Origin of the sequence: Streptomyces sp. NPDC047043, from assembly GCF_040644055.1 — a bacterium.
Classification (GTDB): domain Bacteria; phylum Actinomycetota; class Actinomycetes; order Streptomycetales; family Streptomycetaceae; genus Streptomyces.
Genome location: NZ_JBEYVO010000008.1, coordinates 46,980 through 68,279 on the forward strand (window position 1 = coordinate 46,980; position 21,300 = coordinate 68,279).

Here is a 21,300-nt window from a genome sequence, read left to right on the forward strand (position 1 = left end):
TGCCACCGTGCACGACCTCAATGTATGGCACTCAGTGCCACAGGTAAAGGCACTGCGTACCCTCAATTCCGACCAAGAGCGGACTCGATTTCCTGGACGACCCGCCACAGGGGTGCGTCGCGCCGGGAGACGACGACCACCACGTCCTCGGGCTCCGCGCCGCCGCGGTGCGCGGGCGGCTCGCCGAAGGCGGACTGGACGTAGCCCAGGGCGTGGTCGACCGCGGCCTCGGAGTCGCCCTCGCCGTCCGAACGCAGCCAGGACCGCAACGCGTTGTTGTGCGCCGCCACCACCGCGGCCGCGATCACGTCGGCCTGCAGCGTGCCGCCGCGCCGGGCGGCGAAGCGGGCGCGCAGATACTCGGCCAGGGCGCGCTCGTAGCGCCACACCACCGACAGCTCGTACGCCCGCAGCCCCGGCACCTTCTTGGTCAGCCGGTAGCGCTGCACGGAGAAGGTCGGGTTCTCGGCGTACATCCGCAGCACCAGCCGGGCCGCGTCGCAGACCCGCTGCACGGGCTCGTCCTCGTCCGCGCCGTCGGCGAGGAACGCCGTCATGTCGGCCAGGCAGCGCTCGTGGTCGGGGAAGACCACGTCCTCCTTGGAGGGGAAGTAGCGGAAGAACGACCGCCGTCCCACGCCGGCCAGCGCCACGATGTCGTCAACGGTCGTCTGCTCGTAGCCCCGCTCCAGGAACAGCTGGAAGGCCGCCGCCACCAGCGCGTCCCGCATCGGTGGCTTCCCGGCCGCCGGCTCCGTCTTCATGGACGGGAACGTAGCACCCCAAACGTACTGATGGCACTCAGTGCACACCTGACAGGGAACTCAGTGCTCCCCTCGGGGCTGAAGAGCGCTCACCCCAGCCGGCCGGTGATCCCGTGCGCATCCGCACCGGATCGCTGAACTCCCGGGGCGGCGGCCGCGTATCACTCCTCGGGGAAGGCGGAGAGTCCCGTGATCACGGGACGGAAGGAGAGCACAGTGCCCACACCGTCCGCATCCGGGTCGCACGACCGTCCGCCGCTGGAGCCCATCGTCGTCCTGCGCCCGCGCCGCACCGACGCCCTGGCGGAGCTGTTCAAGGAGATGGAGCAGGGCACCGGCGACCTCGAGTCCGTCGCCGTACCGGACTCGCGGTCCTGGGACGAGGGCGAGACGCAGGAACTGCCGCCCGTGCGCGTGGACGGCCGCAACTCGGCACCCCCCGAAGGCCGGTTCGGCTTCGGGCCGGGGCTGCGCCGCGCCGCCATCACGATCGGCGTCGCCGCGGCCGCCGTCATCGGCTTCGGCTCCGCCCTCCTGCTGGTCGCCAGGAACGACGACGCAGCCGCGCAGCCGCCCCACCCGACGGCGTCCGCCGAGCCGACCCCGACCGCCACCGCCACCGGCGCCTCGGACCCCGACGGCGAAGGCACCCTGCGCGAGGGCGACAGCGGCCCCGCGGTGACCGACCTGCAAGAACGGCTGCTGCGCATCCCGGACGTCTACGCCAACGGCTCCACCAGCGGCACCTACGACGCCACCCTCAAGGCAGCGGTGGCCCGCTTCCAGCTCTGGTACGGCATCAGGGGCGACGAGACCGGCGTCTACGGCAACGACACCCGGCAATCGCTGGAGTCCCGGACGGGTTCCGGCACCGGCTGACGCGGTGGCCTGCACGCAGGCTCGAACACCGTGCAACGGGTGGGGAAAGACCTGGTGGAGGGCCTGGACAAGGGACTGTCACGCGTCACCATATGGGCACAGGGCCGGCGTACGTGGCGTCCCGCCCGTCCCGACCCGAAAGCCATGACCGATGACCGGCTCCCGCATCCCGGGCCTGGTGCTGCCCGCCGTGTTCCTACTGGCTCTTGTCGTGGGCGTGTTCTGGTACTGGCGGCATCGCGGCGACGACTGACAGATCCCCCGGCCGGGTCGGTGCCGCCGGCTACTCCTCGTCCCGCGGAACCCTGATGTCGAGCACGCAGACGTCGTCGCGCCGCTCGCCCTCCAGCAACGCGGCGAGCAGCGGCCGCAGGGAGCCGGGCTCGTCGGTGTGGTGGGTCGTGACGGCCTCGGCGAGCCGCTTCAGCCCCCGGTCGAGTCCCTCCCCCGGCCGCTCGACCAGTCCGTCGGTGTAGAGGATGACGCGGTCGCCCGGCCGCAGAAGGCACTCCGCCTCCTGGAAGGACGGCGTGGCACTCGCCCCGAGCAGCATGCCGCCCGGACGGTCGAGATAGCGCGCCTGGCCGTCGCGCAGCAGCAGCGGTGGTGGATGACCGGCCTGCGCCCAGACCAGACGGCGCTCCGTGGGGTCGTACCGGGCGAGGACCATGGTCGCGGTGCCATGGGTGTCACGGGAGTGCAGCAGCAGCGTGTTGAGCCGGGCGAGGGCGCCGGTCAGCGAGGACCCGGTGATGACCATGCCCTTGGCGGTGAAGCGGAGCTGGGCCATCGTGGCGACCGCGTCGATGCCGTGCCCGGCGACGTCACCGACCACGAACAGGGCCTTGCCGTCGGGCAGTTCGATGGCGCTGAACCAGTCGCCGCCGACGTGGATGCCCGACTGGGCGGGCAGATAGACGACTTCGACGTACAGCCCGGTCAGCCGCACGGGCCTGGTGGGCAGAGGAAGCAGGGCGTGCTGCAGCCGGCCGGCCAGCGTCCGCTCGGCGCGCAGCACGTCGTGCTGGGTGAGCATGGCCCGCTCGCTCTCGACGAGGGCGAGCTCCGCGCTGCGCTGCGCGGTGAGGTCCTGTACGACGCCGTGCACCTCGACGGGCGTTCCGTGCACGTCGGGTACGGCCTCGGCCACGGCTCTCAGATGCCGTAGCCCGCCGGCCGTCCTGATCCGGAAGGGGACGTCGAACGGCCCGCGCCCGCCCAGGAGTTCGCCGATGGCATGGGCCAGCGCGGGCACGTCCTCGGGCAGGGCGAGGTCCGGGAGGTCGGTGAGGCCGACCGGGCCTTCGGCGGGGTCGCGGCCCAGGAGCGAGAAGACGTGCGACGACCAGGTGACCTCGTGCGTGACCAGGTTCCAGCTCGCCCAGCCGAGGCTGCCCAGCCGCTGCACGTCCGCAAGGCGCTGCTCCTGGCGGTCCGAGGAGCCGTGCCGCACCCAGGTCACCACCAGTCCGTCGCCCAGCCGTGCCGCGCGCACCGTGTACGTGGACAGCTCCGCGACACCGTCCACGACCTCGTGATGCGCGAACGGCTCGCTCTCGTACGGCTCCCCGGTGGCGAGCGCGCTGCGCAGGCCCTGCCACAGCGGCTCGCCCGCCAGCGCCGGGCAGGCCTCCTGGAACCGCCGGCCGACCAGCTCGCGCCCGGCGCGGCCGACCACGTCGTCGGCCTGCGCGCTGGCGGCGTCGATGCGGTAGTCCTCGATCCCTCCGGAGGCGGCCGGCAGCGGCGTGAGCAGCATGGCGGCGCCGGACAGTGCGTCGAAGACGGTCTGCACCGCGTCGGCGGCGGCGTCGGCGGCGGCCTGCGGACCGGTGTCGAACGCGTGCAGACGGCCGCCGCACAGCCGGGCGGCCGCCTGCAGATGGGCCCGCTCGCTCGCGGTGAACCGCCCCTGACGGGTGCGCAGGACGCCGATGCACACGTTCGGCGAGGCGCCGGCCGGCACGGGCAGCCAGGCGCGCGACGACCAGCGGTCGGGCGGATCACCGATCAGCAGATACCGCTTCCGGTCCGCCGCCACGTCCTCCAGCCAGCGCGGCTCGCCCGCCCGCAGTGCGGCGAGGGCGGCGATCCCGCTGAGCGGCGGGACCTGGCGCCACTGGGCGGCGAGCGTGTCGTCGATGCCGACGTGGCCGACCAGTTCGAGTCCTCCGGCGGGCAGCCGCGCATAGATCATGATCGCGTCGACGCCGACCTCGGGCGCGAGATGCTCCAGCAGACAGTGGGCGAGATCCTGCGGTGTGGCGACGTGGACGAGTTCCCTGGCGAGGGCGCCGAGGACCGCGGAACCCTCGACGGCGGCCTCGTCCCGCGCGGGCGGCACGGCCGACTCGAGGGAGGCGGCGGGCTGTGTCTCGGGGGCCTCACCGCCCGGCGGCGGCAGGCTGCCGAGGGTGATCCAGCACTCCTCCAGCACCGAGCGGGCGCCGGCCTCGGCGCGCTGCTGCAGCAGCTCCTCGGCGGCACCGGGGGAGCAGCCGGTCAGCGCCATGAGCACACCCTTGGCCTGCTCCAGGACGGCCGACATCGCCGCCAGGTGCCGCAGCCGGTCCATCTCGGCGCGCTGCCTTGCGACGACCTTGGCCAGCGAGGCGGTGTCGGGAGCGGTCCGGGACTCCGCCGGCGTGGCTGGTTCGCTCGTCACGCGTCGAGCATTGCACAAGTAGGGGCGTCTGACCGGGGGCTTGTCCCCTCGGGCTTCACTCGAAAGAAGAAGCCCCGGACCGTCGCGGTGGACGCCGGGGCGTGCCCGCCGCGGTCAACCGTCGGGCGGCGGGTACAGCCACAGCCGGAACAACCGGCTCAGCAGCGGCATGACCAGGTAGGTCAGTACGGGCAGAAGCACGATCGGGAACACGGCCGCGCGCAGCGGCAGCGGCCAGGCCGTGGTGCGGGGCGTCACCAGCCACTGGATGAGCAGGGTGCACGGATAGGCGCCGAGGAAGGTGGTCAGCACCATCTTCCAGCGGGGCGGGGACTGCGCGGTGGTGCCGGGCAGACTGAACCAGGTCTCCATGCCGGTCGTCGACTGCCGCTCGTCGTCGGCCTCGGTGGCGATCCCCTGGATCCGGGCGTGCCACTCGGCCCGCTCGGCGGACTCCAGCCAGGCCGTCAGCCGCTCCGGATCGGACCAGCGCAGCACCGCGTGGTAGCGGTGGCCGTCCTCGGGGCGCAGCCAGGAGACGCCCTCGTTGCCGGGGAACCGTCTGGCGCAGCGGGTGATCCCGCGGGTCCACTCCTCGAACTCCGCTTCCCGGCCGGGACGCACCTGCCAGGTCAGCACGGTGGTGACCGGATCGCGCCTGCGCAACTGGGTGGTGCTCATGCTCACCACGTGTGCCACGCGTGGCACGAATCATGCCCCGCGCAACCGGACTCTGCGGGGTCAGCGCCCGGAGTCGATCAGTGCCTGGGTGACCGCCCGGACGCTGCGCGCGATGTGCTGCAGCTGCAGCACCTCCGCCGCGTACAGCTTGATCGTGTGCTCGATGACCGACTCCGGCATGCCGAGCGCGGGCAGATCGGCGCGCGCGGTCTGCAGCGCGGTCCGCGCCACCCGGATCTCGTGCTGGACCTGGATCTGAGCATGACGAGCGAGCAGCACCGGGTGGCGGATCAGGGCCGGGTAGCTGGCGTAGCGCGCCGGCACCAGTTCGCGCAGCCACTTCGCCGCCGAACGCTCCCAGTCGTAGGAGCCGGGTGCCTTGACCTGGCACGGCCAGTCCGAGGTGATGCGCGTGGTCGTCGTCAGTGTCATGGTCATCGCTTCCGGTGTGCGGCGTCGTGAGGGTGGTCCGACGAGGGCGGGCGGCCCCGGTCTAGGGGATGACCGGGGCCGCCACGGGCGCTCGCGCAGGCGAGGCCCGGCCGGACACCCCGGGCGCCGACGCGGGTAGGAGACGGCGGCTTCGGGTGTCCGGGTGACGCGTGAGCAGTATTTATATATGCCGTCCGCTTTGCAAGACGTATGAAAACATTCATGCGCGATATGTTGTGAAAGGTCCCTTTGTAATGCCGTATGGCAGGAGTGGGGTGCGGGACTCAGTCCCGGAGGAAGAACTGGTGCTGGTCGGAGATCTGCTCGTACTCCTCGAGCCGGGCCTGGGTGCGCTCGGGATCGGCGTCCGTCATGGCCTGCAGCAGCGCGGCGGCGACGACGCCCGGCGCCGCGTAGGAGTCGAAGACCAGGCGGGAGCCGGTGCCGGTGGCGAAGACCACGTCCGACTCGTCGGCCACCGGCCCCAGCGCCAGGTCGGTGACCAGGGCGATCCGCAGCCCGGCGCTGCGCGCGACCCGCACCGCCGTGAGGGTCTCCTGGGCATGCCGGGGCATCGAGAACGCCAGCACCCACGTGCCCCCCGCCTCACGCGACTGCAACAGCGCGTCGTAGGCGACACTGCCACCCCGCGTCACCAGCCGCACGTCCGGGTGGATACGGCGCGCGGCGTAGGCGAAGTACTCGGCCAGCGAGACCGAGATGCGCAGCCCGAGCACGGTCAGGGGAGTGGACGCCGACAGCTTGCGGCCGACGTCGATGAGCTGGTCGGGGTCGGCGAAGTCGCGCCGCAGGTTCTCCAGGTTCTCGATCTCGGCGTCGACCGCCGCCTGCAGTTCGTTGCTGCCGTTCTCCTCGGTCGCGGCGGGCCCGCCGGCCAGGGTGCCGAGGGCGATCGACTGGAGCTTCTCGCGCAGCGCCGGGTAGCCGCTGAAGCCGACCGCCGCGGCGAAACGCGTCACGGACGGCTGGCTCACGCCGACGCGCTCGGCGAGGTCGGTGATCGAGAGGAACGCCGCCTCGGTGATGTGCTCGATCAGGTACTGGGCGATGCGCCGCTGGCCCGGGGAGAGCCGGGGCCGGTCGAAGAGTGTTCGCAGCTGGGAGGCCGGGGCGGCCTCGGCCTCCGGAGCGGTCTTGCCCGAGGTGATCGCGGATGCCTGGGCGCGTGCCTGCTGCGGCGATGGCACCGGTGCGCCTCCTTTGTCTCCCACAGTGCTTCAACATAGCTCACACACCGTTTTGACCAGGGCTTGTACGAGGGCATCCGGCCCTCGGCGGACGGATCCTCAGGTTGCTCGCCCAGCACTTGCGTCACCGGCGGTAGATCGTGATCGAATGCCCGACCTCGTCGACCGGACGGCTGCCTGCGATCAGTTCGGCGAGCCGTCCCTGCGCCTTGGCCACCGACGAGTCCGACACGACCAGCAGCCCGTGCACGTCAGAGGCGGGCACCTTGCGCGGGTCGGACGCGTGGATGCCGTAGTACGAGGGCACGCCGCTGCCCTTGTACACCAGCCAGATACGCTCGCCCCGGTACCGCTCGCGCAGCCGGTCCGCGAGCCGGCCCAGGTCCTGGCCCCAGTCCACGTTGGAGTCGTGCAGCCGCAGATGCGTCTTGGCCGGACCGCCGAACGCCTCGTTGGAGTACGGCAGATAGTAGGGAAACGTCCGCAGCGAGCTCACCGCGACGAACAGCACCAGCACCCCGGTCACCAGCGGCGCCCACCGCCACCGCACCGCGGGTGCACAGCCCGCGGCCACCGCCAGGAACATCGGCACGAACAGCGCGTACCGCGTCCCGAAGTCGCGTGACCCGGTCATGGCCGCCGCCAGCAGCACGCCGGCGGGCACCAGCACGTACGGCGCCGCCGGCCGCAGCCGCCGTACCGCCACCATCGCGACGGCACCCGCGGCCCACAGGGCGAGCATGCCGAGCGGCGTCTTCACCAGCAGCGCGGCCGGCAGGTAGTACCAGAGGGACCCGGTGTAGAGATGCCCGAACAGGAAGCCCTGCCACGGGTAGTTCTCGAAGCCGAACTGGATCCGCATGCCGTCCCGGTACGCCTCGGGGAACGGCATCAGCTGCACGAGCAGCCCCTTCAGCCCGTGCACGGACGGCACATGCTCCTCGGGCGACCAGCGCAACCGCGGATCGACCACCAGATACGCGGCCCATACGACGGCCACGGCGACCGCAGCGGCGACGCAAGCCGCGGCGGCCGCGCGCAGCAGGGTTCTGCGCCGGTCCTGCGCACCCGCGCGCCACACCGACCAGGCGGCCAGCGCGAGCAGTACCGGGACGACCGGGAGCACGCTCATCTTGGTGGCCAGCGCGGCGCCGAGCGCCAGTCCGGACAGCGGCACGTACAGGCGGGGCCGCAGGCGGGCCCGCCACGCCAGCCAGGCCGACGTCAGCACGAACCCCGCGGCCGGCACGTCGAGGGTGGCCAGCGAGCCGTGGGCGATGACGTCGGGGGAGAAGGCGTAGAGTGCCAGCGCCGCCAACCCGGCCCCGGCGCCCGCGAGTTCACGGGCGAAGGCGAACACGACCAGCCCGGACAGCAGCGTCAGCGCGATCACCGGCAGCCGGGCCCAGAACATCAGCCGCCAGGGGTCGTTCCCGGACTCGTACAGCAGATGCCGTCCGAAGGCGCCCTGGTCGCCGGTGTACGACGTGTCCACGTGCGGGTCGGCGACCGCCACCCCGGCGGCGATCACGAGCTTGCCGAGCGGCGGATGTTCGGGGTTGAGGCGCAGCTGGTGCTCGTGCAGATAGTCGGCGGCCGTGCCGACGTACACGGGCTCGTCGATGGTGGGGGTCTGCTGTACGGCAGTGGTGACCATGGCGGCGGCCATCTGCGCGAGCAGCACGAACACGAGCAGCGGCAGCAGCCACCGCCGGCCGGGCCGGCCGGGCGGCCGGGGCGCCGTCACCCGCGGCGGGGGGTGTTCCTCACCGTCGCGGGCGACGGGATCGAGGACCGAGTGCTGTTCGTGCGCCATGATCCGCCCCGCGGCGACACCGGCCGCGGGGTGGCGGGAGTGATCCTCGGGGCGCCCCATGCGCCCACTTTCGCATCAGCTCCCGCCCCCCGGGGCGTCACCGCTTCAGGAGTCGTACCGACAGACCTTCCGTCGTGTAGACGGGTACGGCCCGCAGCGTGTCCGAGTTCAGCTCCACGCGGTCGAACTGGCCGCGCAGTCCCTGGGCGGCCAGGACGCGCACCGTGCTGCCCGCGGCCGGCGGCTTGTCGGCGTCGAGCCGCAGCGACAGCACGCTGCCGGAACCCAGCACCGCGCGCCGCGTCACCTCCAGGGCGGGGCCGCGTCCCGAACGCAGGGTGGCCTCCAGCACGGACGACTCCTGCGCGTACGTGCCGTGGATCTGCACCGACGACTTGGTCGCCACCCGCAGCGTCCCGCCGGACACCCGGACGTCGCCGTGCCCCAGGGCATGCGCCGAGGCGGCGGCCAGTACGCCCTCCTTGAGGACGGTGCCGCCCGTGTAGCTGTTGTGGCCCGTGAGCGTCAGCGTGCCGGTGCCCTTCTTGGTCAGGCCGCCGTCGCCGTCGATGTCGTTGCGCCAGCTGTCGGCCGCATTGAAGCCGCCGGCCGACGCGTCCAGTGTCACGGTCACGTCGGAGTCGAAGGCGCCGTAACCGTCGGCAGCGGCGAACAGGTTGATCCGTCCCCACTGCTCGAAGCCGTCCAGCAGGACGTACCCGGACGGCAGCGCGGTCGAGTGCAGCACCTCGCGCCGCTGCGCCGCGTCCAGGTACGGCAGCCGCGTCTCCAGCAGTACCTCGGCGCCCTTCGGGACGGTCAGGTCCTCGCTGCGGCCGTGCCGGGTCAGCACGTACGTCAGCCGGGGCTCGACGGCACGCTCGTTGGCGTCCCGGTCGGCGTAGGCGTCGCTCGCGTCGGAGTGCGCGTACGCGTACAGGGTGTCGGCCGTCGTGCCGGTCTGCGCCTCGAAGTAGGCGAGGGCCTGGGCGCGGGCCGCGGCCTTGAGGTCGGCGTTCGCGGAGTCGGCCAGGGTGGCGGCGGCGAGGGCGGTGGCCATGATGCGGCCGCCGATCACGTCGACCGTGGAGTGCATGCCCGCCATGATCCGGGTGTGGCTGAGCTCGAAGGCCCGCGTCACCAGCTCCTGGAACCGCTCGGGCACGGCGTACGCGTACGCCAGCGCCGCCAGGTGGAAGGCGTTGGTGTGGCCACTGGGGAAACCGCCGTCGTCCGTTGCCGACGTGCTGCGCTGGCGCAGCAGCTGAGGCGCGACGACCACCTTCGAGTCGTACACGGGGTAGCCGAGCGCGTCCTTCGCGCCGGTGTCGACGACCTCGCTGTCCTCGTTCATGCGCCACGGCCGCGGGTACTGGAAGGCGTACTTGGCCGGGTTGCCCGAGGCGTACGGGCCGCGCACCGTGTCGACCAGCTCGGCCACCTTGCCGAGCGCGGAGTCGTGCGAACCGGCACCCAGCGCGGAGCCGGCCGGGGCGCCGGCGGGCACGGCGTCGCTGATGGTGGTGGCCGGCGTGCCGTCGGGCGCGCTGGTGATCGACGTGACCGCCTTGGCACCCGCCTTGTAGAGGTCGGCCAGCGGACCCAGGCCCGCGATCATCGCGTAGCTCTGGTGCTGGCGGTCGTAGAGGAACGCCTCCTTGGCCTGCGCGTCCGTGCGCGCGCCGGTGATCCGGGCGCAGTAGCTCATGTTGGCGCGCAGCACCTCGGGCAGCAGGGGTGCGCCGGTGTTCCAGGCGCCGCCCGTCTTCCATATCTGCGCGAAGCCGCCGAGGACCCGGACGACCGCGTTGGTCTCGGGCGTGAGGTTCGCCAGGACGTTCGTCTTGTAGTCGTCGACGAACGCGGCGGCGCTCGTGGCCGCCTTGGCGTCCGCGGCGCCCAGCCACGACACGAAGGTCGGCGCGGCCAGCACACCGGCCGAGGCGCCCAGGGACGACTTGAGGAACCCCCGCCGGCCGACGGCGAGTCGACCGGCCGACGAGGAGGAGCGGTGCCCGGCAGGTGACGGCATGCGTGTGCCTCTCTTCAGTTCTTCGGCCCTGCGGCCAGGAAGGAGATCGTGCGAAGGAAGGTGTTCCGCGGGACGCATGTGATGTGCGATTCCGGTGTGTCCCGTGAAGCTTTGAGCGAAGATCTACGGCCGGGTCCTGACCCGTCGGCGATTGCCCGGCGACCGTGACGTGTCGTGTGCGTGAACGTGGGCCGACCGGTTCACAGGATCGAACGGGCCAGCGCGACCGCACCCTCCACCGGCGGCGCCCGCAGCGGCTGCGGGCGTGCCCCGGGCACGGCTGCGGCGAGCGCGGACGCGAACGCGTCGTACAGGGCGGGCTGGTTGAGGATCGTGCCGCCGGCGACCACCACGTCGTCCACGGCGACCCCGCGCGCGGCGAGCCGTTCGACCAGTGCGGCCAGCGACCGTCCGGCCTCGGCGATCACGGTGCGGGCGAGCGCGGAGCCGGCCTCGGCGGCCGCGAACACGACCGGCGCGCGCCGGCCCCATTCCGCGGAGACGTCCTGGGCGCTCTCCAACGCGTCCCCGAGCGCGGGTACTTCGGCGACTCCGAACGCGGAGACGAGACCGAGGGCGAGTTCGTCGGGCTGCTCGCCGCGGTCGTGGGCCGCCCATGCGGCCCGTGCGGCCTCGCGGACGAGACCGGCCGCGCCGCCCTCGTCGCCCAGTACCGCACCCCAGCCGCCGACCTGGACGGCCGTGCCGTCGGCCAGACGGCCCACGGCGACGGAACCGGTGCCGGCCACCAGGCCGACCCCCTTGTCCAACCCCGCCGCGGGAGCGAGCAGTTCGGCGTCGCCCACGACCAGCGCGGGCGCGTCGAAGTGCAGTTGGAGAGCGGTACGAATCTGGGCGCACTGGCGCGGAGTCTCACAGGCGTGGCCGCCCACGGCGACGGTCGCCGGGCGTGCGCCCTGCGGCAGCGCGTCGGCGGCCAGCGCGGCCAGCCAGCCGGCGGCGGCCACGGGGTCGTGCGGCCGCCAGCCGCTGCTCGACCGCACATGATCGGCGACAAGCTCCGTGCCGACGCAGGCACGCAGATGTGTCTTGGTGCCACCCACGTCGATACCGACCACGAGGCGTGTGAAGTCCTGCACGGAACCTCATTTTCGTCGTTGCGCTGGACTGCAACGGTGGGCGAACCGTGCTGGTAGGAAGGGGAGTTGGTGATCTAGGGAAGCCCCGGGACGGGCTTCTGGCGGACACGGCAGGCGAGTACCGTGAAGTTCGTTAGGAAGTTAACTAACGAAGTACAGTGCGTCAAGAGGCATCGCGCACTCGACCACTGAGCGGCCCGTGACCCGTGGGAGAACTGTGATACACGACGTGGCGGAAGCCCCCCGTCTGACCGAGAGTGCAAGTGCGGTCTTCGCCGTGCTCGCCGAGGCGGGCAGCGCGACCCGGCCGCAGCTCGCAAGCCTTGCGGGCCTGTCCAAGCCCACCGTGTCCTCCGCCGTCGCGGAGCTGGAGAGTGCCCGGCTCGCCGCCCACTCCGGCACCGCCTCCGGCGGTACGGGCCGTTCCGCCGCCGTCTACGGTCTCGGGCCCGCCGCCGGGGTGGTGCTCGCCGTGGACCTCGGTCCCGCCCTCACCCGGGTGCGTGGCTGCGCCCTGGACGGCACCCTGCTCGCCCAGGCCACCGGGACCCGGGACCAGGCCCCCGACGTGGTGCGCGAGGCACTCGTCGCGCTGCCCGCGGGCGCCCCGCTGCGCACCGTCGTCGTCGCCGTCGGCGACGTCACCGCACGCGAGAAGGAGGGCGCCCGCATGCGCCCCGCCACGGCCAAGGCCGGCCCCGTCTTCGACGCCATGGCCGTAGCCCTGCCGCCGGGCGTTCCCGTCCACCTCGAGAACAACGTCAACTGCGCCGCGCTCGCCGAACTGCACGAGGGCGCCGCGTGCGGCCGGCGCACCTTCGGCTACCTGCGGATCGGCGTCGGTATCGGCCTCGGCATCGTGGTCGGCGGGCAGGTGCTGCGCGGAGCCAACGGCGCCGCCGGTGAGCTGGCCCGGCTGCCCTACCCCTGGGACGACGGCCGTGAGCCGCGCCATGAGGCCCTGGAGGAGTACATCGGCGCCCGCTCGCTGCTTCGGCGGGCGGCCGAGGCCTGGCCGGACGAGGACGGGCCGTGCCCGCGCACCGCCGAGCAGCTCTTCGCCCTGGCCGGGGAGGGCCGGCCGGCGGCCCGTGCCGTGCTCGCCCGTCATGCCGCCGACGTCGGCCGTCTCGCTGCCGCCGTGACCGCCGTACTGGACCCGGGACTGATCGTCCTGGGTGGCAGCACCGGCGCGGACCCGCAGATCCTGCCCGGTGTGCGGGCCGAGCTGGCCCGGCTGAGCTGGCCCACCGAAGTGGTCAGCAGCACGGTCGGCGATCTCGGCACCGTCGTGGGCGCCGCCCGGCTCGCGGTCTCCCGAGGAGTCCAAACCGTGACCGAGGCCGCGGGGGCGAAGGATTGACGGCCTCCGACTCGATCTGCCAATGTCCGGACAAGCGCTTTCTAAGTCGGCCGGGACGCCGACTCCGGGTGAGCCTCCCGCCCGTACTCGAAGTACGGCAGCCGCACGAGGGCGTGCTTGTGCGACGACGGCCCTCATGGCCGGGGACCCCACCTGTCAAGGCGACGCGGCCGGGCGAGGCCGTGCCCCCGGAAAGCGAAATTTCCTGCAAAATGCACCCGTGCCGCCTCGGCTGGCGCCGTGCTCCGTCCAGTACGACGAAAAGGGATCGAAAATGACCAGTGTGGGTGTGCGGCGCTCCCGCCGACTCGGCCGCGGCGGTATACGCCGCGTAGTTCCCCTCGCTGCCGTGGCAACGGCAGGTGCCCTTCTGCTCTCCGCCTGCGGCGGGTCGGGGTCGAGCTCGGGCGGCACCTCGAAGTCGCTGACGTTCTGGATCTCCACGGTCCCGGGACAGGACGCGGGCTGGAAGAAGCTGGTGGCCCAGTACAAGAAGGAAGCCGGCGTCAAGGTCAAGCTCGTCAACATCCCCTACGACGGCTACACGACGAAGCTGCACAACGCCGCGCAGGCGAACTCCCTGCCCGATGTGGCGGCCGTGCCGGCGCTGGACCCGATCTGGTCGAACAAGCTGATCGACCTCACCTCCATCGCCAACAACAAGAGCAACAACATCAACGCCAACTTCCTCGCCAAGGACTCGTCCGGGAAGGTGCTGTCCATCCCCTCGGACGTCACCGCGTCCGGCCTCTTCATCAACAAGTCCCTGTTCAAGAAGGCCGGCGTCTCCTTCCCGACCTCGCCCGACAAGACCTGGACCTGGACCGACTTCATCAAGGCGGCGAACAAGGTCCGCGAGAAGACCGGCGCCAAGTACTCCCTGACGTTCGACCAGTCGCCGTCCCGGCTGCGCGCCATGGTGTACGAGCTCGGCGGGAAGTACGTCCACGCGGACTCCTCCGGCAAGTTCTCGGTGGACGCGGCGACCAAGAAGGCCGTGAAGACCTTCGTCGGATGGAACGACGACAAGACCATGCCGAAGTCGGTGTGGACCAGCGGCGCCGACCCGTCGGCCATGTTCCAGAGCGGTGACGTGGTCGCCTACTGGTCCGGCGTGTGGCAGGTCGCCGCCTTCTCGGAGAGCATCAAGAAGTTCGACTGGGCGAGCGTCCCGACCCCCGCGGAGCCGGTGCAGGCCAGTGACGTCAACAGCGGCGGCATGATGGTCGGGTTCAACAACAACGGCGACGCGGCCACCGCCGCGAAGAAGTTCATGTCCTGGCTGTACGAGCCGTCCCACTACACCGAGCTGTGTGCGGCGTCCGGGTTCCTGCCCGTCGAGAGCGGTCTGACCCCGAAGTACCCCTTCAAGTCCGACGCGGCGCAGGCGGCGTTCAAGCTCTACAACGAGGAGATCCCGCTCTACGCCCCGATCTCCGGCTACTTCAACGGCGCGCAGACGAACTGGGTGCTGAAGGGCAAGAGCCTCACCGAGGACCCGACCAAGACGGAACTCGGCAAGGCGATCAACGGCCAGCAGTCGTCCGACAAGGCCCTGGAGAACATCGTGGCCGGCTACAACCAGCAGGTCGGCGGCGCATCGTAGGCCACAGGTCCGGGCGGCGGGTCGAGACACCGCCGCCCGGACCTTGGCGCCCTCGTGATGCCGGGCTCATGGCGTGAGCCCACAGGAATCCATTCCACCAGCACGGAGTCAGGAAGATGACAAAACGCGCCTCGGTCGTGTCAGCGAGCCCGCCCAGGAGACGCAGTAAGTACACCCTTGCGCCGCTCGTGCTCATCGCGGCGAATGTCGTGCTCTTCGCTCTGTTCTTCGTCTGGCCGGCGGTGATCGGGCTCGGCTACTCCTTCACGAACTACACGGGTGTGGGGGCGTTCCAGTTCATCGGACTGGACAACTACCACAACCTGTTCGGGGACTCCACCTTCTACGACGCGCTGACCCGGACGCTGCTGTACGCCGTGCTCTTCGTGCCGCTGAACTTCGCGCTCTCGTTGCTCGCCGCCAACCTGGTGGTGAGCAAGCACGCCAAGGGCGCGTCGGTCGCCCGCGTCATCTTCTTCATCCCGTGGCTGCTGTCGCCCATCGTCGTGGGTGTCCTGTGGCGGTGGCTGTTCGGTGAGAACTTCGGACTGGTCAACTACGTCATCGAGAAGCTCGGCGGAAGTGCCGTTCCGTGGCAGTCGAACGCGGACCTGTCGCTGCTGGTGGTGGTGATGGCGGCATCGTGGGCCTGGACGGGTTTCACGATGCTGCTGTTCATCGCGGCGATCAAGAACGTACCGGTGTCGTACTACGAGGCGGCCTCGCTCGACGGCGCCGGCCCCTGGCGCCAGTTCTTCAGCATCACGCTGCCGAGCATCGCGCCCACCTCGTTCATCGTGATCCTGCTCAACACCATCAACGCGATGAAGGAATACCCGGTGTTCGTCGCCCTCAACAACGGCGGACCCGGAACGTCGAACAACCTCCTTGTCCAGTACATCTATGAGACCGGCTTCAAACGGGGCCAGATCGGCTACGCGAGCGCCGCGTCATTCGTGCTCATGCTCATCCTGATGGCCGTCGCGATCGTGCAGCTGATCGTCAACCGGCGGGTGGAGAACCGATGACAACCACAGACATGCCTCGCAAGGTCGACGCCGATCCCGGACGGGCCGTTTCCAGGAAGCGGACCCGCGGCGCGGCCGGCGGCGGGCTCCGGCAGGCGGTGTCCGCGACGACACTGCTGTGGATCCTCGCGTGCCTCTACGGGCTGCCGGTGCTGTGGTTCATCCTCAGCTCTCTCAAGCCGGCCAGCGACCTGTTCTCGTATCCGCTGACGCTGGTTCCGCACAACCCCACCCTGTCGGGTTATCTGACGGCGTGGCGCAGTGCCAACTTCTCCCAGTACTTCATCAACACGACCATCGTGTGCGTGATCACGACGATCCTCACGGTGGGCGTCAGCTGCTGCACCGGGTACGCGCTGGCCAAGTACGACAACAAATGGCTCAAGGTCTTCTTCGTCTGCATCCTGGCCACCACGATGCTGCCGTCCGAGGTCATGCTCGCCCCGGAGTTCCTGGTGGTCCGCAACCTCGGCCTCTACAACTCGTTCAGCGGCATCATCCTCCCGGCCGTGCTCACCGCGACCGGATGCTTCATGTTCCGCCAGTTCTTCCTGACGGTTCCCGACGAACTCGTCGAGGCCGCACGCATCGACGGCGCGCGCGAACTGTCGATCTTCCTGCGGATCATGGTGCCGCTGTCCCGGCCGATCATGCTGACCCTCGCCATCCTGTCCTTCCAGTGGCGGTGGAACGACTACATCTGGCCGCTGCTGATGCTCAACGACCCCAACAAGTTCACCGTGCAGATCGGCATCCAGAGCATCGTCGGCGCGCAGAACATCAACTGGTCGGTCCTGCTCGGCGCATCGGTCATCTCCATGATCCCGCTGATCGTGATCTTCCTGGTCTTCCAGCGCTACGTCATGGGCGCCGACATCAATGCCGGACTGAAGGACTGACCTTGCCCACCCCGCTCGACCACGAGTTCGTCCGGTCGGTGGCCCGCGCCGCCGACCGGCTGGCCGTCCCGCTGGCGAAAGGCCCCGTCGAGGAACCCGCCGGTGTGCCGCACCGTGGTCTGGCCCGCCGGGTGAAGACCCTGGTCGCGGCGTACCGTTCCCCGGACTCGGCACTGCACGGCAGCACCCAGGCCATCGCCGCCGCGACGACCCACCTCCGCGCCCTCCGGGCCGTGCAGACCGCCACCGGCCTCTTCGCCGGCGGCGACAACGTGCAGTCACCGCCGGATTCCGCGTTCACCGTCAACGACGTGTGCGACGCGCACGTCCTCGCCGTCGGCGCGGGGCCGGAACTGGACGACGTCACGGCCGCGCTCGCCGAGATCGCCGGGGCCGCCTCCGGCAGTCTCCTCACCGGTGGGGTGCACACCCCGAACCACCGCTGGGAGCTGTCTGCGGCGCTGGCCCGGCTGCACAGGTCGTTCCCGGACGGCCGACTGCTCGACCGCGTCGAGGAGTGGCTCGCCGAGGGCGTGGACATCGATGCGGAGGGCCTGTACTCGGAACGCAGCGCCAACTACGCGGCCCATGTGTCCAACCCGTCGCTGCTGCTGCTGGCCGACGTCCTCGGCCGCACCGACCTGCTCGATGCCGTCGAACGCAACCTCGCCACGACCCTGGACCTCATCAGGCCGGACGGCACGGTGGAGACCGTCCACTCACGGCGGCAGGACCAGAACCGCCCGTTCCCGCTGGCGCCCTACCTGCCGCACTACCGGCTGCTCGCGATCCGCACCGACCGGGGCGACTTCAGCCGGGCGGCGCGGCTGGCGGCCGCAGGCGGCATCAACGACCCCGACCTGCTCGCCCAGACCCTGCTCACCCCGGACCTGTGCCACCCCCTCCCGGCCCCGGCCGCGGAGACACTTCCGCGCGACCGGTACATCACCACCGCGCGCCTCGCCTCCCGCGCCTCGGCCACCGCGCACACGGTCGTGTACGGCGGCTCCGACGTGCCCGAGCACCGGCGCATCCGCTCGGGCCTCGCCTGCAACCCCACCTTCCTGCGCCTGTTCGCCGGCGCCGCCGTCCTCGACGCGGTCCGCCTCTCGCGGGGGTTCTTCGACCTGGGCCCGTTCCGCGCCGCCGGCATGCAACAGCTCGCCGACGGCCGCTACCGGCTCAGCGAGACCCTCACGGCCGGCTACTACCAGCCGCTCCCTGCGGACCGGAGGCGGGACGACGGCGCGTACCGGCTGGTGGACGAGGGACGCTTCTCGGCCGCGATGGCCTTCCCGGACCGGCCTCGGGACGAGGTATCCCACACGACCTGCGTCGAAGTGGACCTGAGGGAGGACGGTGCCGACCTGCGGATCGACATCAGCGGACCACGGGTGCCCTGGGCCCTTGAACTGACCTTCCGGCCGGGTGGCGTGCCAGAGGGCGCCGTACCGATCGGCGACGGGCGCTGGTGCCTGACGACCGGGCCGATGACCTACCGGGTCGGTGACGACGAGATCCGGATCGAGGCCGACGTCGAGGCAGGCGAACCGCTCGCCGGACCGGACCGGGGCGACGTACTGCGCTACGACCCGGGGCAGGACTACACCGTGGTGGGCGGCACCGATGCGACGACCGGGAACCGTGTCCACATCGGTGGCCACGGCCCGCAGACACTGACCGTCGCACTGCGCGCCCGCCGCCCCGCACCCGTCCCGTGACTCCGACGACCCACGCCACGGCCACCTCCGGCATGAAGGGCTGATCCACCCGTGCACCTCCTCCACCAGCGCGGTTCGCTGCACGACCTTCCGGACACCCCGGAGGCGTACGACGCCGTCCTCGCCGACGTCGTCGAGCAGGCCTTGGTCCGGCTCACGCCGGAGGGCAACCTCGAACACCCCGACTGTGCCGACGACATCGGCGACACCTCCCTCGGGATCACCTCGCTGCTGGCGCTCGCCTGGCAGCGGACCAAGGATCCACGGCTGCCGGAGGCGGTGCACCGCAGCCTCGCGTTCCATCTGCGTGAGCGGGTCTACGTCGAGGACAACCCCGGCTACCCGAACCTGAAGCAACGCAACTCCCGCTTCCCGTACGCCCGTTACGTACTCGAAGTGGGCGCGCATCCGATCGGCGACTGGCCGAGCACGGCGTGGGCGCTGCTCCAGGCCGTCAACATCCTCGACCTGACCGACGGGCTCGTGGCTGACGAACAGCGGGCGGAACTGCTGGAGTTGGCGCACGGCTACTGGCGCCGGCTCACCGAGGCGACCTTCTTCAACCCGCAGGAGGCGGGCAACCAGGCGATCGGTTGCGTGGTCGGCGGTCTGATGCTGGCGCGTCATCTGACGGACGCCGAGGGCGAGTCGGTGCGCGCACGGGCACTGAAGCTGTACAGCGACGAGATCCGCGCCCACCGCGTCGCCGACCGGGGCGCCCTGCTGCCGCCAGAGCACGGCGGCGCCTACGACAACAACTACGGCCCGATCTCCCTGTCCTTCCTCGCCCAGGCCCATCGGGTCAGCGGGGAGCCGGTCTTCGCCGAGGACGGCGACGCGCTCGCCCGCTACATCGACGCCCGCCTGACCAACGGCGGCTTCGACAACGGCGGTCCACGCTACAGCGAGCAGCACTCCGCCTTCGAATCGGTCCTGGGGCTGCGGTACTTCGGTGCCCGCATCGGCGCCGACCTGGGTCGCTACCGCGGCGACAGCCGCTGGGCCAGGCACGCGTGCAAGCCGGACGGCGGGGTGGACGGCCACTTCGCCTGGATGCTGGTCTGGCAGATCCAGGACACCACGCGCTGGCACCGCACGCCCTCGACCGAGCCCGTGCGCCACCAACTCCGGGCGGGCACCGTCTCGGTGGCCTTCGACGGCCGTATGACTCCGGCGGTGGTCGAGGCGGGCGGGACGTACTACCTGCCGGCGGCCGTGAACCGTCAGCACGGCTTCGGGCCGGTGCTGGACGGATTCGTGTTCTGCCGCCCCATGGGCGAGGTCCGCGTCCGCGACGTCCGCGCCGACGGCCTGACCGCCAAGCTGGTCACGAAACCGGTCGTCGGCCGCGACCACGCCCTGCGGCACGTGCGGTCCCTGTACGTCACCGACGGCGCGACCCTCTGGACCACGGTCGCCGTCGAACGCCTCGACGGGACGCCGTACCTGCTGGCCGGGCTGCCGTACGCCGAGGACGACGGCGACCGGGTGCGGCGGACGGCCGCCGGGGCAGTGTCGTCGGCGGGTTCGCTGCGACTGACCCACCCGGCGGTCCAGGACGCGGACCACTTCGACGCCCGCGCCGAACTCACCCAGGAACAGGCCGCGTTCGCCCTCGCCGCCGACCCGCGCGGCTACGGCAACCCGGACGAGGGCTGGAAGCACCTGGTCGGCTCGACTGCGCTGGAGGCGGACCCGATCCCCGACACGCCGGACGACCTGCACGTGTTCGCGGTCCGGTACGGCTCGGAACAGCCGATCACCGTGTCGGCCGGGTGGACCGAGGAGGGACTGGCCATCCGGACGGACGCCTTCACCGCGGTGATCGGGCCGGAGGACCAGCAGGGGGAGCCGACGCTGACTCTGAGTGCCGTCAGCCGTTGACGCCCGTGCGGGACGGGCGGCCCAGTGCGGCCACCGGCACCACCAGGTCCGCCCGGTCCCGGGTGGCAGCGACCAGTTCGGCATTGCGCTGGTCGCTGCGCATCACCCACGCCACCGCCTCCTGGTGCCCCTTGCCGAACTCCTCGTGCCGGGCGATGAGCCGCCGCAGCCGCTCCTCCTCGTCGAGTTCGCAGAACCACACCTCGTCCAGCTGCCGCCGTACCCGGGGCCAGGCGCCGCTCTCCAGCAGCAGGTAGTTGCCCTCGGTCACCACCAGCCGAGCCGTGGGCGGCACGGGCACGGTCCCCGCGATCGGCTGCTCCAGCACGCGTTCGAACCCGGGCGCGTACACCACCTCGCCGTCCCCCTCCTCGCGCAGGCGCCCCAGCAGGGCCGCGTAGCCTGCCGCGTCGAAGGTGTCCGGCGCTCCCTTGCGGTCCCGGCGGCCGAGCCGGTCCAGTTCCACGTCGGCCAGGTGGAAGCCGTCCATGGGGACGTGCGCGACCCATGGCTCGCCGGTCCCGTTCAGCTCCCGTACGAGGTTCTCGGCGAGCGTCGTCTTGCCGGCACCGGGGCTGCCGGCGATGCCGAGGACCGCCCGCCGGCCGGGGCGGACGAGGGCGCGGGCACGGGTGAGGAGGTCGTCGAAAGTCAGCGGCACACAGCAGAGTGTGTCACCCGGCCGGCGGCGATGATTTCCGGGCGGGCGGGGAGTCGTATCCATACAGGTCGATGCAGCTCCGTACGGGAAGGAGCGGTGCCGTGGCCGACGACGCGGCGCAGATCCGCACACTGATCCAGAAGTGGGCCGAGGCCGTCCACCGGGGCGATCTCGACGGCGTCCTCGCGGACCACACCGAGGACATCGTGATGTACGACGTCCCACCGCCGCACGAGGGCCTCCACGGCCTGGCCGCCTACCGCGCTACCTGGCCGCCGTTCTTCGAGTGGCAGGCGCAGGGAGCCTGCTTCGACATCGATTCCCTCGACGTCACCGCCGGCACCGATGTCGCCTACGCGCACGCGTTGCTGCGCTGCGGCACACCGGAGGAACTGGCCGAACGCCCCACACTCCGGCTGCGATTGACGCTCGGCCTGCGCAAGGAGCGCGGCCGCTGGCGGGTAGCGCACGAACACCATTCGTTCCCCCACGACTGACCCACCTCCCGTGCAGTGTGGCCTGCGCCACCCGCTGGAAGCGGTCCTGCGGGGGAACCGGTCC

The 21,300-nt window shown here is 71.3% G+C and carries 17 protein-coding genes; 8 read left to right on the plus strand and 9 right to left on the minus strand.

The window, feature by feature from the left end:
- Positions 1-62: 62 nt before the first annotated feature.
- On the minus strand, positions 63-731 hold the full coding sequence (locus ABZ880_RS14000; protein ID WP_361261810.1) for a TetR family transcriptional regulator: 669 nt from the start codon (positions 729-731) through the stop codon (positions 63-65).
- 249 nt (positions 732-980) lie between these two features.
- Between ABZ880_RS14000 and ABZ880_RS14005 the strand changes: the two genes are divergently transcribed.
- Positions 981-1,643, plus strand: coding sequence for a peptidoglycan-binding domain-containing protein (locus ABZ880_RS14005; protein ID WP_361261164.1), 663 nt, complete (start codon positions 981-983; stop codon positions 1,641-1,643).
- A 283-nt stretch (positions 1,644-1,926) separates the two neighbouring features.
- Here ABZ880_RS14005 and ABZ880_RS14010 read toward each other — a convergent pair whose 3' ends face one another.
- From ABZ880_RS14010 to ABZ880_RS14040, 7 genes are all read right to left on the minus strand, one after another.
- Complete coding sequence (locus ABZ880_RS14010; protein ID WP_361261813.1) at positions 1,927-4,218, minus strand: SpoIIE family protein phosphatase; 2,292 nt, start codon at positions 4,216-4,218, stop codon at positions 1,927-1,929.
- 204 nt (positions 4,219-4,422) lie between these two features.
- Positions 4,423-4,989 (minus strand): antibiotic biosynthesis monooxygenase, encoded by a 567-nt coding sequence (locus tag ABZ880_RS14015; RefSeq protein ID WP_361261166.1) that lies wholly within the window; start codon positions 4,987-4,989, stop codon positions 4,423-4,425.
- 60 nt (positions 4,990-5,049) lie between these two features.
- Entirely contained in the window at positions 5,050-5,421 is a 372-nt protein-coding gene (locus tag ABZ880_RS14020; protein WP_361261816.1) for a hypothetical protein, read from the minus strand.
- A gap of 284 nt (positions 5,422-5,705) precedes the next feature.
- Positions 5,706-6,629 (minus strand): MurR/RpiR family transcriptional regulator, encoded by a 924-nt coding sequence (locus tag ABZ880_RS14025; protein WP_361261168.1) that lies wholly within the window; start codon positions 6,627-6,629, stop codon positions 5,706-5,708.
- 124 nt (positions 6,630-6,753) lie between these two features.
- Positions 6,754-8,505 carry a phospholipid carrier-dependent glycosyltransferase gene (locus ABZ880_RS14030; protein ID WP_361261170.1) on the minus strand — a complete coding sequence of 584 codons (1,752 nt, stop codon included), beginning with the start codon at positions 8,503-8,505 and terminating at the stop codon, positions 6,754-6,756.
- 37 nt (positions 8,506-8,542) lie between these two features.
- Entirely contained in the window at positions 8,543-10,477 is a 1,935-nt protein-coding gene (locus tag ABZ880_RS14035) for a phosphatase PAP2 family protein (protein ID WP_361261172.1), read from the minus strand.
- A 200-nt stretch (positions 10,478-10,677) separates the two neighbouring features.
- Positions 10,678-11,577, minus strand: coding sequence for a BadF/BadG/BcrA/BcrD ATPase family protein (locus tag ABZ880_RS14040; protein WP_361261174.1), 900 nt, complete (start codon positions 11,575-11,577; stop codon positions 10,678-10,680).
- A 229-nt stretch (positions 11,578-11,806) separates the two neighbouring features.
- Between ABZ880_RS14040 and ABZ880_RS14045 the strand changes: the two genes are divergently transcribed.
- The 6 genes from ABZ880_RS14045 to ABZ880_RS14070 all read left to right on the plus strand — a co-directional run bounded on the left by ABZ880_RS14045 (position 11,807) and on the right by ABZ880_RS14070 (position 20,078).
- Complete coding sequence (locus tag ABZ880_RS14045) at positions 11,807-12,940, plus strand: ROK family transcriptional regulator (protein WP_361261176.1); 1,134 nt, start codon at positions 11,807-11,809, stop codon at positions 12,938-12,940.
- Between the two features lie 274 nt (positions 12,941-13,214).
- Complete coding sequence (locus ABZ880_RS14050) at positions 13,215-14,546, plus strand: extracellular solute-binding protein (RefSeq protein WP_361261178.1); 1,332 nt, start codon at positions 13,215-13,217, stop codon at positions 14,544-14,546.
- 116 nt (positions 14,547-14,662) lie between these two features.
- Positions 14,663-15,574, plus strand: coding sequence for a sugar ABC transporter permease (locus ABZ880_RS14055; protein ID WP_361261180.1), 912 nt, complete (start codon positions 14,663-14,665; stop codon positions 15,572-15,574).
- Complete coding sequence (locus ABZ880_RS14060; protein ID WP_361261182.1) at positions 15,571-16,473, plus strand: carbohydrate ABC transporter permease; 903 nt, start codon at positions 15,571-15,573, stop codon at positions 16,471-16,473. Before ABZ880_RS14055 ends, ABZ880_RS14060 begins: the two co-directional genes overlap by 4 nt.
- Positions 16,474-16,475: 2 nt before the next feature.
- The gene (locus ABZ880_RS14065; protein WP_361261184.1) at positions 16,476-18,194 is read left to right on the plus strand and encodes a hypothetical protein; all 1,719 of its coding nucleotides are present in this window, start codon (positions 16,476-16,478) and stop codon (positions 18,192-18,194) included.
- A 51-nt stretch (positions 18,195-18,245) separates the two neighbouring features.
- Positions 18,246-20,078: a hypothetical protein gene (locus ABZ880_RS14070; protein ID WP_361261185.1), complete on the plus strand. Its 1,833-nt coding sequence runs from the start codon at positions 18,246-18,248 to the stop codon at positions 20,076-20,078.
- Here ABZ880_RS14070 and ABZ880_RS14075 read toward each other — a convergent pair.
- A complete protein-coding gene (locus ABZ880_RS14075) occupies positions 20,068-20,739 on the minus strand; it encodes a nucleoside/nucleotide kinase family protein (RefSeq protein ID WP_361261187.1) in 672 nt (223 codons plus the stop codon). The genes ABZ880_RS14070 and ABZ880_RS14075 overlap by 11 nt on opposite strands.
- A 71-nt stretch (positions 20,740-20,810) precedes the next feature.
- On the opposite strand from ABZ880_RS14075, the gene ABZ880_RS14080 reads away from it, so the two are divergent.
- Complete coding sequence (locus ABZ880_RS14080) at positions 20,811-21,236, plus strand: SgcJ/EcaC family oxidoreductase (RefSeq protein WP_361261189.1); 426 nt, start codon at positions 20,811-20,813, stop codon at positions 21,234-21,236.
- The last annotated feature ends 64 nt before the right edge of the window (positions 21,237-21,300 follow it).

Excerpts from the sequence above, each read along its gene's own strand:
- ABZ880_RS14020 (WP_361261816.1), bottom strand. The coding sequence starts at position 5,421 with ATGACACTGACGACGACCACGCGCATCACCTCGGACTGGCCGTGCCAG.
- ABZ880_RS14000 (WP_361261810.1), bottom strand. The coding sequence starts at position 731 with ATGCGGGACGCGCTGGTGGCGGCGGCCTTCCAGCTGTTCCTGGAGCGG.
- ABZ880_RS14010 (WP_361261813.1), bottom strand. The coding sequence starts at position 4,218 with ATGGACCGGCTGCGGCACCTGGCGGCGATGTCGGCCGTCCTGGAGCAG.
- ABZ880_RS14060 (WP_361261182.1), top strand. The coding sequence starts at position 15,571 with ATGACAACCACAGACATGCCTCGCAAGGTCGACGCCGATCCCGGACGG.
- ABZ880_RS14080 (WP_361261189.1), top strand. The coding sequence starts at position 20,811 with ATGCAGCTCCGTACGGGAAGGAGCGGTGCCGTGGCCGACGACGCGGCG.
- ABZ880_RS14050 (WP_361261178.1), top strand. The coding sequence starts at position 13,215 with ATGACCAGTGTGGGTGTGCGGCGCTCCCGCCGACTCGGCCGCGGCGGT.
- ABZ880_RS14035 (WP_361261172.1), bottom strand. The coding sequence starts at position 10,477 with ATGCCGTCACCTGCCGGGCACCGCTCCTCCTCGTCGGCCGGTCGACTC.
- ABZ880_RS14015 (WP_361261166.1), bottom strand. The coding sequence starts at position 4,989 with ATGAGCACCACCCAGTTGCGCAGGCGCGATCCGGTCACCACCGTGCTG.
- ABZ880_RS14055 (WP_361261180.1), top strand. The coding sequence starts at position 14,663 with ATGACAAAACGCGCCTCGGTCGTGTCAGCGAGCCCGCCCAGGAGACGC.
- ABZ880_RS14030 (WP_361261170.1), bottom strand. The coding sequence starts at position 8,505 with ATGGGGCGCCCCGAGGATCACTCCCGCCACCCCGCGGCCGGTGTCGCC.